The sequence below is a fragment of the Nocardioides sp. genome (assembly GCF_044226305.1).
Taxonomy (GTDB): Bacteria; Actinomycetota; Actinomycetes; order Propionibacteriales; family Nocardioidaceae; genus Nocardioides.
Window position 1 is genome coordinate 1 of the sequence record NZ_JBGAHF010000036.1, and the last position, 12,694, is coordinate 12,694.

The following is a 12,694-nucleotide window of genomic DNA, read 5'->3' on the forward strand; positions in this document are numbered from 1 at the left end:
CCGGGGTCTCGACGACGCTCGCTGGCGCTCGCTGCTCGACCACCGGTGACGACGCTCGCTGGCGCTCGCTGCTCGACCACCGGTGTCACCACCCGTGAGCCGGGGGGCGACCGTGACCCGGCGCCCGCCGCCCCGTCGTCGCTGCCTGTCGGTCGCAACCCGAGACCCCGGCGAGATGCCGACAATCGCCGCCCTGCCTCCACTTCGGGGGTCTGGACGAGCTCGACCACCGGGTCCACCGCGAGCCGGGAGGCAGTCGCAACCAGAAGCCGCCCCGCCTCAGACCACCCGCACCGGCGTCCGGCGGGTGGTGAAGCCCCAGACCCGCTGGGAGAGGGCCTTGCTGAGCCGGATGCAGCCGTGGGAGGCCGCCATGTTGGTGCCGAGGATCCAGTCGGCGTGGATCTGGTGCCCGTTGGACTTGGAGCGGGGGATCCGGTGGAAGCCGATGCCGCAGGGCGCGAACCGGACGAAGTTGTCGAGCCAGACGTCGCCGCTGGTGGAGGAGTTGAGCTTGATCCGGGCGGCGCGGCCGCAGTAGGAGCCGACGGCGTAGGAGCCCCGCCTGAGGACGGACGGGTTGTCGACCATGCCGCCCTGGGCGAGGACGTGCCCTTTCGGGGCGACCAGCCAGACCCAGTTCTGCGCCTGCGAGACGACGATCCGCCGGCCCGACCCCGAGTGCGGCGGGACCGGCCGGTCGTCGCAGCGTGGGGCGTCCTCGGCGTACAGGTGCTTGCGGGTGCGTGCGTCGAGGTGGCCGCTCTGCCGCATCCCGTCCCGGGACTGGAACCGGACGACGGCCGAGCGGGTCCACGGCCCGACCTCGCCGTCGGCAGGGCCGGCGCCGCAGCCCAGGGCGTTGAGCCGCTTCTGGGCCTTGACCACCCAGTCCTCCGCCGCGCCGGCGGAGGACGGGGTGGTGCCGACCATCGCGACGAGCACGAGTCCCGTCACGATCGCCGCGAGCACACGCCTCATGGCGTCAGTGAAACACGCTCAGTGGAACTTCCCGAGGCCCTCGCGCTCGAGCAGCATCGTGAGACCGCCGTTCCAGAACGAGAACCCGGCACCGGTGATCATCGCGAGGTCGAGGTCCTCGGCCGCGACGACGACACCCTCGTCGAGCATCCGCCGGGCCTCGTCGGCGAGGGCGGTGAGCACCCGCGTCCGGACCTCCTCGGACGTGAGCACGACCGGGTCCGCCGGCGTCTCCAGCATCGCCTCGACCTCGGGGTCGATGGCGCCGTCGGGCCCGTAGTACGACGACTTCCGCGCCGCCACCACGCGCTCGAGGGCGGGGGAGACGTAGAAGCGGTCGGGGAACGCGCCGTGCAGCGTCTCGTTGTTGTGCAGCGCGATCGCGGGACCGACCAGCGAGAGCAGGACGAACGGCGGCATCGGGGCCACCCCCGCGAACGCACCGTCGACCACCGGCACCGGGGTGCCCTCGTCGACGATCCGGCCGACCTCGCCCATGAACCGGCCGAGCAGCCGGTTGACGATGAACGACGGGCTGTCGTTGACCAGGATCGTGGTCTTCTTCAACGCCTTGCCGGTCGCGAACGCCGTGGCCAGCGTCGCGTCGTCGGTCTGCCCGCCCTTGACGATCTCGAGCAGCGGCATCACGGCCACCGGGTTGAAGAAGTGGAAGCCGACGACCCGCTCGGGGTGCTCGAGGTCGGCCGCCATCTCGGTGATCGACAGCGACGAGGTGTTCGTCGCGAGGATGCACTCGGGGGAGACGGCCTTCTCGACGTCGGCGAACACCGACTTCTTGACCGACATCTCCTCGAAGACCGCCTCGATGACGAAGTCGGCGTCGGCGAAGACCTCGCCCTTGTCGACCGCGCCGGTCACCAGCGCCTTGTGCCGGTTGGCCTTGTCGTGGTTGATGCGGCCCTTGGCGAGCAGCTTGTCGATCTCGGCGTGCACGTAGCCCACGCCCTTGTCGACCCGCTCCTGGTCGAGGTCGGTCAGCACGACCGGCACCTCGAGCCGGCGGACGAACAGCAGCGCCAACTGCGAGGCCATCAGGCCCGCGCCGACGATGCCGACCTTGGTGACCGGGCGGGCCAGCGACCGGTCCGGCGCACCGGCGGGGCGCTTGGCCCGCTTCTGCACCAGGTCGAAGGCGTAGAGCGACGCGATCAGCTCGGGGGTGTGCGACATCGCCTCGAGGGCGTCGTCCTCGCGCGCGAACCCGGCGTCCCGGTCGCCGTCCCGGGCGGCGTCGATCAGCTCGACCGCCTTCAGCGCGGCCGGGCTGGCGCCGCCGGTCCGGGCCTGCACGATCCCGCGGGCCCGCTCGACGGCGGCGTCCCACGCGGCACCGCGGTCGACCTCCGGGCGGTCGACCACGAGCTCGTGGCACAGCACGGTCGCGGCCCAGCGCAGCGACTCCTCGAGGAAGTCCGCGCCCGAGAAGACCGCGTCGGCGAGGCCGAGCTCGTACGCCGCCGCGCCGCTGAGCGTCTTGCCGTTGTTGAGCGGGTTCTCGACGAGCACGGTCACCGCGGCGTCGGCACCGAGCAGGTTCGGCACGAGGAACGCGCCGCCCCAGCCCGGCACCAGGCCCAGCATCACCTCGGGCAGGCCGAGGGCGGGCGCGCTGTCCATGACGGTGCGGTAGTGGCAGTGCAGCGCGACCTCGAGGCCGCCGCCCAGGGCGAGGCCGTTGATGAAGCCGAAGGAGGTCTTGCCGCCGGGCTCACCGAGCTTGCGGAAGACGGCGTGGCCGAGCTCGGCGACGACGCGCACCGCGTCCGGACCGCCACTGGCGACCGAGGTGAGGTCGGCGCCGGCGGCGAGGATGAACGGCTTGCCGGTGACGCCGATCGAGGTGATCTCGGGGTCGGCCAGCGCCGCGTCGATCGCGGTGTTGAGCTCGATCAGCGAGCGGGGACCGAACGTGTTCGGCTTGGTGTGGTCCTCGCCGTTGTCGAGGGTGATCAGGCCCATCACGCCGGCGCTGTGGCCCTCGACGGTGGGCAGGGTGACCTTGCGCAGGTACGCCTTGGTCACGCGCTCGGCGTCGGAGGAGATCTCCTGGGCGCGGGCGAGCAGGGGGGTCAGGTCGCTCATCAGGCGGCACCCTTCTCATCGGTCTCGGCGGTCCAGTGCGGGTTCTCCCAGATGACCGTGCCACCCATGCCGATCCCGATGCACATGGTGGTGAGGCCGTAGCGGACCTCCGGGTGCTCCTCGAAGGAGCGGGCCAGCTGGGTCATCAGGCGCACGCCCGACGAGGCCAGCGGATGGCCCATCGCGATCGCGCCGCCGTAGGGGTTCACCCGGCTGTCGTCGTCGGCGATCCCGAAGTGCTCGAGGAAGGCCAGCACCTGCACGGCGAAGGCCTCGTTGACCTCGAACGCGCCGATGTCGTCGATGGTGAGGCCGGCCTGCTTGAGGGCCTTCTCGGTGGACGGGATCGGCCCGGCACCCATCACCTCGGGCTCGACGCCCACGAACGAGTAGGACACCAGCCGCATCCGCACGGGCAGGCCGAGCTCGCGCGCGGTCTCCTCGTCGGCCAGCAGCGCCGCGGTCGCACCGTCGTTGATGCCGGCGGCGTTGCCCGCGGTCACCTTGCCGTGCGGGCGGAACGGCGTCTTGAGGGTCGCGAGCGACTCCATGGTCGTGCCCGGACGCATCGGCTCGTCGCTCACCGCGAGGCCCCAGCCCTGCTCGGCCGACCGGGTCGCGACCGGCACCAGGTCCGGCTGCAGCTTGCCGGCGTCGTACGCCGCGGCGGTCTTCTCCTGCGAGCGCACGGCGTAGGCGTCGACGCGCTCCTTGGTGATCGAGGGGTAGCGGTCGTGGAGGTTCTCCGCGGTCTTGCCCATGACGAGGGCGTCGGGGTTCACGATCCGCTCGGACATGATCCGCGGGTTCGGGTCGACGCCCTCGCCCATCGGGTGGCGGCCCATGTGCTCGACGCCACCGGCGATGGCGACGTCGTACGCGCCGAAGGCGATGCCGGAGGCGGTGGTCGTCACGGCGGTCATCGCGCCGGCGCACATCCGGTCGACGGCGAAGCCGGGGACGCTCTGCGGCAGGCCGGAGAGCAGCGCGGCGGTGCGGCCGATGGTCAGGCCCTGGTCACCGATCTGGGTGGTGGCGGCGACGGCGACCTCGTCGACCCGCTCCGGCGGCAGCGACGGGTTGCGTCGCAGCAGCTCGCGGATGCACTTGATGACGAGGTCGTCCGCACGGGTCTCGGCGTACTGGCCGTTGGCCTTGCCGACGCCGAACGGAGTGCGCACGCCGTCGACGAAGACGACCTCTCGCAGCTGACGGGCTCTACTCATGGCTGGCTGGGTCTCCTCGGGTTGGGAACGGTCGTCAGGTTACCCCTCGGTAACTACCCGGTCACCCGTGCCGGGTGTGACCTGTCCCTCGCCCGCCGCGCCGTGCGGCGCGGCCGCGACCGCGCGATCACTACGCTGTGCGGCATGCCCGACCGCCTGGTGCACATCGTCGACGACGTGCCGGAGCTCGACGACCTCTCCGCCCTGACGATGGTCGTCGTCCTCGACGGCTTCCTCGACGCGGGCAACGCCGCCGCCCGGGCGGCCCAGCACCTCGTCGACCTCTCCGACGGGCGCGTGGTCGCGACCTTCGACGTCGACGAGCTGCACGACTACCGCGCCCGCCGCCCCCCGATGTCGTTCGTGCGCGACCACTACGAGTCGTACGACGCCCCGCGGCTCGTCGTGCGGCTGCTCCACGACACCGGCGGGACGCCGTACCTGCTGCTGCGCGGCCCCGAGCCGGACACCCGCTGGGAGGGCTTCTGCCTGGCCGTCCGCGAGGTGGTCGAGCGTTTCGGCGTCACCCGGGTCGTGGCGATGGGGTCGGTCCCGATGGCGGTGCCGCACACCCGGCCGATCGCGATCACCCACCACGCGAACCGGGCCGAGCTGCTCTCCGGCGACAGCCCGTGGCGCGGCGAGCTGCGCATCCCCGGCAGCGCCCAGGCGCTCCTGGAGATCCGGCTGGGGGAGTGGGGCCACGACGCGATGGGGTTCGTGGCGCACGTGCCGCACTACCTCGCGCAGATGGACTACCCGCGGGCGAGCGCCGCGCTGCTCGAGCAGGTCGAGCTGGCCGGCCGGCTGACGATCGACCTGTCCGGGCTGCGCGCCGAGGCCGAGGACACCGAGGCCGAGGTCGCCCGGTACCTCGCCGCCAACGAGGAGGTCGCCGACGTCGTCGAGGCGCTCGAGCGGCAGTACGACGCCTTCGAGCGCGCCGAGGACGAGGGGGCCAGCCTGCTCGCCGAGGAGCAGCGGATCCCGACCGGCGAGGAGCTGGGCAAGGAGTTCGAGCGGTTCCTGGCCGGGCTCGACGGGCCCGAGGACGAGCGTCGGCCCGACGAGGGCCGCGACTGATGCCGCGCGACGCCGACGAGCTGGTCCGGCTGCTGGACCTCGAGACCATCGACGACGACCTGTTCCGTGGCGCCCAGATGCCGACGAGCCGGCCGATCGTCTTCGGCGGCCAGGCCGCCGCGCAGGCCCTGGTCGCAGCCTCGCGCACCGTGGACCCGGAGTACCCCGTCCACTCGCTGCACTCCTACTTCCTCCAGCCCGGCGACCCGTCCGCGCCGACGATCTACGACGTCGAGAACCTCCGCGACGGCCGGTCCTTCCACACCCGCCGGGTGATCGCGCAGCAGCACGGCCGCCCGATCTACGCCCAGACGGCGAACTTCCACAAGCACGAGGACGGCCTCGACCACCAGGAGGCGATGCCGGACGTGCCCGACCCGGAGGACTGCCGTCCGGTGTCGCGCCGGACCCGCGACGAGCTGCACGCCGATCAGTGGGACGTCGCGGACATCCGGGTGATCGGCTCGTCCGCCGACGACAGCCTCGAGCCGGACCCGTCGCGGCCGGCCCGCCAGCGGGTCTGGCTGCGGGTGTCCTCGACGCTGCCCGACGACCCGTTCTGGCACACCGCGGCGTTCACCTACCTCTCCGACATGACGCTGGCCGGGGCGACGCTCTCGGCGCACGGGCTCAGCTTCGGGTCCGGCGAGGTCTTCCTCGCCTCGCTGGACCACGCGGTGTGGTTCCACCGGCCGTTCCGCGCCGACGAGTGGTGGCTCTACGACCAGCACTCGCCGGCGACCGCCAACGGCCGCGGGCTGGTGCTGGCGCGGGTGTTCCAGCCCGGTCGCGGGCTGGTGGCCTCGGTCGCCCAGGAGGCCGTCCTGCGGCCGCTGAAGCGCCGGACCGCGGAGGAGGGCCGATGACCGACGCCGTGAACCCGACCCAGGAGCTCGTCGACCTGCTCGACCTCGAGGAGCTCGACACCGACCTCTACCGGGGCAAGCAGCCGGTCACCCAGCGCGCCCGCGTCTACGGCGGGCAGGTCGCCGCGCAGGCACTGATGGCCGGCGTGCGCACCGTGCCGCCGTCGTACGCCGTGCACTCGCTGCACTCCTACTTCCTGCTCGGCGGCGACTACTCCGTCCCGATCGTGTACGACGTCGAGCGGATCCGCGACGGCCGCTCGTTCCTGACCCGGCGGGTCGTCGCGCGCCAGCACGGCCGGCCGATCTACTACCAGACCCTCAACTTCCAGACCGAGGAGGAGGGTTGGGAGCACCAGGACGTGATGCCCGAGGTCGGCGCCCCGGACACCGGCTTCGACCTGGTCGAGGTGATGCGTCGCGGCGGCAACGCCGAGGCGGACGCGCTCGGCAAGGAGTGGGGTGCGCTCGACGTCCGCTGGCTCGGCAACACCCGCTACGGCCTCGAGCCCGACGGCGGGCACGTGTCGCAGGCGCGGATGTGGATCCGGCTGCGCGAGGGGCTGCCCGAGGACCCGGCGATCCACACGGCGGCGTTCACCTACGCCAGCGACGTGAGCCTGCTCGGCGCCACCCTCGCGGTCCACGGCGGCAACCCGGCGAAGGTGCAGATGGCCTCGCTGGACCACACGATCTGGTTCCACCGCCCGTTCCGCGCCGACCGCTGGTGGCTCTACGACCAGTGGTCGCCCTCGGCCCAGGGCGCCCGCGGGCTCGCCTTCGGCCGGGTCTTCGCCGAGGACGGCACCCTCGTCGCCACCGTGGCCCAGGAGGGCCTGATCCGCCCGCGCGGCGACGACTACACCGGCCCCGGCCAGGCCTGACGGTCGAGTCGGGGGTTGTGACCGTCGAGTCGGGGGTTGTGACCGTCGAGTCGGGAGTTGTGACCGTCGAGTCGGGAGCTCCGGACACGACGTCGTCCTGAACTCCCGACTGAAGCGTCAGGAGTCTCGACTCAACTGGTCAGAAGTCTCGATTCGACGGCGCCCGGCGCGGGCTCAGGCGGTGACGATGCCGACCAGGAAGGCCAGGGCGGCCAGCAGCAGCGCGAGGCCGCTGACGACGACGGCCGCGCCGCCGAGGTCGCGGGCCACCGGGACGGACGAGCCGAGGGCACGGGTGCCGAGGACCAGCGCGACGGCGGCGACCGCTCCGGTCGCGAGCGCGCTGAGCATGACCGTGTCGGACAGCGCGCTCGACCCGTTGCGGTTCAGCCAGCCCTGGACCACCAGCAGCCAGGTGCCGTTGCCCAGCAGGCCCAGCGCGCCGATCGTCAGCCCGGCGATGCCGGCCGCGGTCGGCGTCAGCCAGCCCGCGGCTCCGTCGGACGTCTGGTGCGGCTCCGCCATGTCAGCTCCCGGGATCGTCGTGCTCGAGCCCGCGAGGCTACCCGGCGCCGGGGTCAGGCCGGCCGCGCCACCCCGGCCAGGTGCGGGGCGCCGCTGCGCGGCGAGCTGAGCGAGAACGCCCAGCCCTCGTCGACGGCACGGGAGCCGAACGCGACCGTGCCCGGCAGCAGCACCGGCTTCTTGAACGCGACGGCGACGGTGACCGCGTCCGGCAGCCGGTTCTCGAGGGCGCCGACGCACCGCGCCATCGTCCACATCCCGTGCGCGATCTGGCGCGGGAAGCCGAACGCCTTCGCGGTCAGCGGGTAGAGGTGGATCGGGTTGCGGTCGCCCGACACGGCGGCGTACCGCCGTCCGAGGTCGGCCGGGAGCTGCCAGGTGATCCCGTGCGGTGGCGCCTCCGGGAACGTCGAGCCGGCCGGCGCGTCGTCCGACCCGCGGCCGCGCCGCAGGAACGTCGAGGTCTCCTCCCACACCAGCTCGCCGCGGGAGTGGACGGTCGTGAGCATGTCGAACACCTGGCCCTTGGGGTGGGCGCGCAGGTGGTCGGGGCGCGCGGTCACCTGGAGCTCCTCGTCGAGCCCGATCGGCCGGTGCTGGGTGATCGAGTTCTCCAGGTGCACCGTCCCGACCGCCGGGAACGGGAACGACCCCGCGGTCATGATCTCCATGTGCAGCCCGAAGGCCAGCAGGTGCGGGTAGGGCAGCGGCAGGGTGTCCTTGCGCGGGAAGCCGCACAGCCGGGCGTACGCCGCCACGTGCCCGGCATCGACCGGTACGTCGTGGCGCACCCGCGAGTCGTCCGGGAGGGCACCGCCGGTCTTGCGGATGCCGGGCAGCAGGTTCACCCCCGGCACGACCGGGAGCGCGGCCTTCACCATCACGGGCAGCCCGGCCACGTCAGGCCCCCAGCATCATCTGGCCGCACACCCGCACGACGTTGCCGTTGACGGCGGTCGACCCGGGGCTGGCGTACCAGGCGATCGCCTCGGCGACGTCGACCGGCAGCCCGCCCTGGGCCATCGCGTTGAGCCGCTGCCCGACCTCGCGGGTCGCGAACGGCACGGCCGCCGTCATCTGGGTGATGATGAAGCCGGGCGCGACCGCGTTGATCGTGATGCCGCGGTCCAGCTCGTCGGCCAGGGAGTCCACGAGGCCGATCACGCCGGCCTTCGAGGCCGCGTAGTTCGTCTGCCCGACGTTGCCGGCGATGCCGGCGATCGAGGCGACCCCGATGATCGACCCGTTGTCGTTGACGACCTTCTCGTCGAGGAGGTGGCGGGTGATCCGCTCGGGAGCGGTGAGGTTGACCGCGATCACCTGCGCGAAGCGGTCGCCACGGTCGTCGGCGCGCATGTTCGCGAGCTTGCGGTCCCGGGTGATGCCGGCGTTGTGGACGACGACGTCGACCCCGCCGTGCTTCTCCCGCAGGTGCCGGGCGATCCGCTGCGGCGCGTCCTTGGCCGTGATGTCGAGGACGAGGTGGTCACCGTCGAGCTCCTTCATGACGCCCTGCAGCTCGCTGGCCGCCTGCGGCACGTCGACGCCGACGACGGTCGCGCCGTCGCGGTGCAGCACCCGCGCGATCTGCTCGCCGATGCCCCGGCTGGCGCCGGTCACCAGCGCGACCCGGCCCTCGAGCGGACGGGTCCAGTCCGTGACCTCGCCCGCCTCGGTGCCGCCGTGGGCGCCGATGCGCACCACCTGGCCCGAGACGTACGCCGACTTCGGCGACAGCAGGAACGCCAACGTGCTGTGCACGGCACCCTCGGCGCCCTCGGCGACGTAGACCAGCTGCACGGTCCCGCCGCGGCCGATCTCCTTGCCGAGGCTGCGGGTGAACCCCTCCAGCGCCCGCTGGGCGACCCGCTCCTCGCCGGAGGTCAGCTCCGGCGGCGTACCGATCACGACCACCCGCGGGCACGGGTCGAGGCGGCGCAGCAGCGGCGTGAAGAAGTCGCGCAGCTCGACGAGCTGCTCCGACGACGTCAGCCCGGTCGCGTCGAGGACCAGGCCTTTGTATGTCGCGTCTTCGTCGGTCTCGGTGACCGCGGCGATGCCGAGCGAGTCGAGGACCCCAACCAGCGACTCGGCCAGCCGGCCGCGGCCGCCGACGGCGACGGTCCCGTCGACCAGCGGTGCACCCTCGACGTACCGCTCCAGCCGGGCGGGCTGCGGCAGCCCGAGCAGCCGGGTCACCTGCTTGCCGATCGGGGACGCGGTGAAGCCCTGGTAGAAGTCGTTCATGGTGGTATGTAACTCCTCGTGTAACTGTGAGTCCACCTTTCGTGATCTGGCCCTCATGCGCTTCTCACGTGCCCGGCCCCGACGCAGGATGAACCCATGGCAGACAACTCTCAGGGCAGCCCCCGTCGCGTCGCCGTGCTCGGCGGCAACCGCCTCCCGTTCGCCCGGTCCGGATCGGCCTACTCCGATGCATCGAACCAGGAGATGCTCACCGCTGCCATCGACGGCCTGGCGGAGCGGTTCGACCTCCAGGGGGAGCGGATCGGTGAGGTCGTCGCCGGTGCCGTGCTCAAGCACGCCCGCGACTTCAACATGACCCGCGAGTCCGTGCTCGGCTCCAGGCTCGCACCGGAGACCCCGGCGGTCGACGTGCAGCAGGCGTGCGGCACCGGTCTCCAGGCGGCGATCCAGGTCGCGAACAAGATCGCGCTCGGCGTCATCGACTCCGGTATCGCCGGCGGCACCGACACCACCTCGGACGCACCGGTGGCGATCAGCGACAAGCTGCGCAGGAAGCTGATGAAGGTCAACGCGGCCCGTGACACCAAGGGCCGGATCGCCGCCCTCGGCGCCATCCGTCCCGGCGACATCGGGATCGAGATCCCGCAGAACGGCGAGCCGCGCACCCGGCTGTCGATGGGGGAGCACGCCGCGCTCACCGCCCTGGAGTGGGAGATCTCCCGCGAGGAGCAGGACGAGCTCGCCGCCGCGTCGCACCAGCACCTGGCCGCGGCGTACGAGCGCGGCTTCCTCGACGACCAGCTGACGCCGTTCCGCGGTCTGGAGCGCGACAACAACCTGCGGCCGGACTCGTCGGTGGAGAAGCTCGCCAAGCTCAAGCCGGTCTTCGGCAAGGGCGAGGCGGCCACGATGACGGCCGGCAACTCGACGCCGCTGACCGACGGCGCCTCCGCCGTGCTGCTGTCCTCGGAGGACTGGGCGGCCGAGCGCGGGCTGGAGCCGCTGGCCTGGTTCGTCGACGCCGAGACCGCCGCGGTCGACTACGTGCACGGCAACGAGGGGCTGCTGATGGCCCCGGCGTACGCCGTCCCGCGGATGCTCGCGCGCCAGGGCCTGACGCTGCAGGACTTCGACTTCTACGAGATCCACGAGGCGTTCGCCTCACAGGTGCTCGCGACGCTCAAGGCGTGGGAGGACCCGATCTTCTGCAAGGAGCGGCTCGGCCTCGACGCCCCGCTCGGCGCGGTCGACCGGGCGAGGCTGAACGTCAACGGCTCCTCGCTCGCCGCCGGCCACCCGTTCGCCGCCACCGGCGGCCGGATCATCAACGTCGCCGCGAAGCTGCTCGCGGAGAAGGGCTCCGGCCGTGCGCTGATCTCCATCTGCGCCGCCGGTGGCCAGGGGGTCGTGGCGATCCTCGAGCGCTGAGGTGGGTCACGGGGTCCGCCGACGTCGGGCCCCGTCGCAGATTCATCAGGGGATCCGGGGAACCCTGCACCTCCCACGGCGTGCCCGGCACGGGAAGTGCAGGTTCACCCACAGACCATGGTGAAACCGCAGCGGCGACCGGCTACCGCGCCGCGAGCGCCAAGGCCGAGGCGACCAGGTAGTCGCGGACCTGCTCGGGTGAGATCGAGCCGACCGTGGGGATGCCGGGGGCGGCCTCCTTCACCAGGATCCCGACTCGGGCGAGCTGGAGGGCGCCGAGGCCGCTCGCGTAGAGCGTGTTGGCCAGCAGCACCGGGTCCTCCGCCGTGAAGGCGCCGGCCTCCACGCCGTCCTCCAGCACCTGGGTGAGCAGCGCCAGGCAGGAGGAGATGCCGCGGCCGAGCCGGAACAGCGCGCTCTCGGAAATCTCGTCGAGCAGGTCGGGGCCGGTACGACGCATCAGGGTCTGGGCGCAGTCGACGAACGCCGGGTGCGCCACGCCGTACTCGACGAACGCGCCGACCAGCGCCGCCAGCCGCTCCGGCGGGTCGGTGCTCGAGTCGGCGGCCGCCGCCAGCTCCGCGCGCAGCTCCTCGAGGTAACCGACCAGGGTGAGCGCGAAGAGCTCCTCCTTGCCGGTGAAGTGCCGGTAGACGATCGCCCGGTTGATGCCGACCGCCTTCGCGATGTCCTCGATCTGCGCGTCGCGCACGCCACGCTCGTCGAACAGGGCCCGGGTCGCGGCGATGATCTCCCGCTCACGGGCCCGGCGGCGGACGGCGGCGGCCGATCGCCGGCCGTCGGTCTCGGTGGTGCTCACGGGCTCATGGTACGAGCGTGCAACTCGCAGTTGCACGGGTGTGACGAGATCGACCAGACCGACAAGCCCTGGACCGGGGCTGGCGGCGCTCGACCGGGGCGCGCGTCCCTGACGGCACCTGTGACCGCGACCCTCGGGGCACCTGCGAGCTCCTCAGGTCCGTCGGTGGAAGGTGACGTCACCGTTGGGTTGGTAGGTGGTCTGGTAGTGGGTGTCGTGGGCGCGGGCGTGGTGCCAGGGGCACAGTGAGACGCCGGCGGCGAGGTCGGTGTTGCCGCCGTCGGCCCAGCGTGTCTTGTGGTGGGCGTGCAGCCCGGTGGTGCGGTCGCAGCCCTCGGCGCGGCAGCCGCGGTCGCGCACGAACATCGCGACCCGCTGGGCCTTGCTGTAGAGGCGGCGCCTGCGGCCGACGTCGAGGGGTTGGGAGTCGCCGCCGAGGACGACGGGGATGATGCCGGCCTCGCACGCCAGGCGCCGCGCGAGGGCGGGGGAGATCTTCTCGCCGGTGTCCAGGACCCCGGCCTTCTCCAGCCGGCCGAGGAGCACGTCGAGCTCGATCAGCACCACCAC

Annotated in this window: 12 protein-coding genes; 4 read left to right on the top strand and 8 right to left on the bottom strand. The window is 72.5% G+C overall.

Going from position 1 to position 12,694, the window contains the following annotated elements; translation table 11 throughout:
- Positions 1–279: 279 nt before the first annotated feature.
- The 3 genes from ACILQ5_RS21065 to ACILQ5_RS21075 are packed head-to-tail and all read right to left on the bottom strand — an operon-like array spanning position 280 to position 4,310.
- Entirely contained in the window at positions 280–981 is a 702-nt protein-coding gene (locus tag ACILQ5_RS21065) for a peptidoglycan-binding protein (RefSeq protein ID WP_395659993.1), read from the bottom strand.
- An 18-nt stretch (positions 982–999) separates the two neighbouring features.
- Positions 1,000–3,084 (bottom strand): 3-hydroxyacyl-CoA dehydrogenase NAD-binding domain-containing protein, encoded by a 2,085-nt coding sequence (locus tag ACILQ5_RS21070; protein WP_395659994.1) that lies wholly within the window; start codon positions 3,082–3,084, stop codon positions 1,000–1,002.
- A complete protein-coding gene (locus ACILQ5_RS21075) occupies positions 3,084–4,310 on the bottom strand; it encodes a thiolase family protein (RefSeq protein WP_395659995.1) in 1,227 nt (408 codons plus the stop codon). Before ACILQ5_RS21075 ends, ACILQ5_RS21070 begins: the two co-directional genes overlap by 1 nt.
- Positions 4,311–4,454: 144 nt before the next feature.
- Here ACILQ5_RS21075 and ACILQ5_RS21080 point away from each other — a divergent pair, with 144 nt between their 5' ends.
- From ACILQ5_RS21080 to ACILQ5_RS21090, 3 genes are read left to right on the top strand one after another with little or no spacing between them, the layout of a single operon-like run.
- Complete coding sequence (locus tag ACILQ5_RS21080) at positions 4,455–5,393, top strand: proteasome assembly chaperone family protein (RefSeq protein WP_395659996.1); 939 nt, start codon at positions 4,455–4,457, stop codon at positions 5,391–5,393.
- Positions 5,393–6,259 (top strand): acyl-CoA thioesterase, encoded by an 867-nt coding sequence (locus ACILQ5_RS21085; protein ID WP_395659997.1) that lies wholly within the window; start codon positions 5,393–5,395, stop codon positions 6,257–6,259. The genes ACILQ5_RS21080 and ACILQ5_RS21085 overlap by 1 nt, the downstream gene beginning before the upstream one ends.
- Entirely contained in the window at positions 6,256–7,143 is an 888-nt protein-coding gene (locus tag ACILQ5_RS21090) for an acyl-CoA thioesterase (RefSeq protein ID WP_395659998.1), read from the top strand. The genes ACILQ5_RS21085 and ACILQ5_RS21090 overlap by 4 nt, the downstream gene beginning before the upstream one ends.
- A 174-nt stretch (positions 7,144–7,317) precedes the next feature.
- Here the strand turns inward: ACILQ5_RS21090 and ACILQ5_RS21095 are convergent, their stop codons facing one another.
- From ACILQ5_RS21095 to ACILQ5_RS21105, 3 genes are read right to left on the bottom strand one after another with little or no spacing between them, the layout of a single operon-like run.
- The gene (locus tag ACILQ5_RS21095; protein WP_395659999.1) at positions 7,318–7,668 is read right to left on the bottom strand and encodes a hypothetical protein; all 351 of its coding nucleotides are present in this window, start codon (positions 7,666–7,668) and stop codon (positions 7,318–7,320) included.
- Between the two features lie 53 nt (positions 7,669–7,721).
- Complete coding sequence (locus ACILQ5_RS21100; RefSeq protein WP_395660000.1) at positions 7,722–8,567, bottom strand: MaoC family dehydratase; 846 nt, start codon at positions 8,565–8,567, stop codon at positions 7,722–7,724.
- A gap of 1 nt (position 8,568) precedes the next feature.
- Positions 8,569–9,915, bottom strand: coding sequence for a 3-oxoacyl-ACP reductase (locus tag ACILQ5_RS21105; protein WP_395660001.1), 1,347 nt, complete (start codon positions 9,913–9,915; stop codon positions 8,569–8,571).
- Positions 9,916–10,011: 96 nt separating this feature from the next.
- On the opposite strand from ACILQ5_RS21105, the gene ACILQ5_RS21110 reads away from it, so the two are divergent.
- Positions 10,012–11,304: an acetyl-CoA C-acetyltransferase gene (locus ACILQ5_RS21110; protein ID WP_395660002.1), complete on the top strand. Its 1,293-nt coding sequence runs from the start codon at positions 10,012–10,014 to the stop codon at positions 11,302–11,304.
- A gap of 142 nt (positions 11,305–11,446) precedes the next feature.
- Here ACILQ5_RS21110 and ACILQ5_RS21115 read toward each other — a convergent pair whose 3' ends face one another.
- Positions 11,447–12,124 (bottom strand): TetR/AcrR family transcriptional regulator, encoded by a 678-nt coding sequence (locus tag ACILQ5_RS21115; RefSeq protein WP_395660003.1) that lies wholly within the window; start codon positions 12,122–12,124, stop codon positions 11,447–11,449.
- 153 nt (positions 12,125–12,277) lie between these two features.
- Positions 12,278–12,694, bottom strand: a 417-nt coding sequence (locus tag ACILQ5_RS21120) for a DUF222 domain-containing protein (protein WP_395660004.1), incomplete at its 5' end; no start/stop codon positions are given.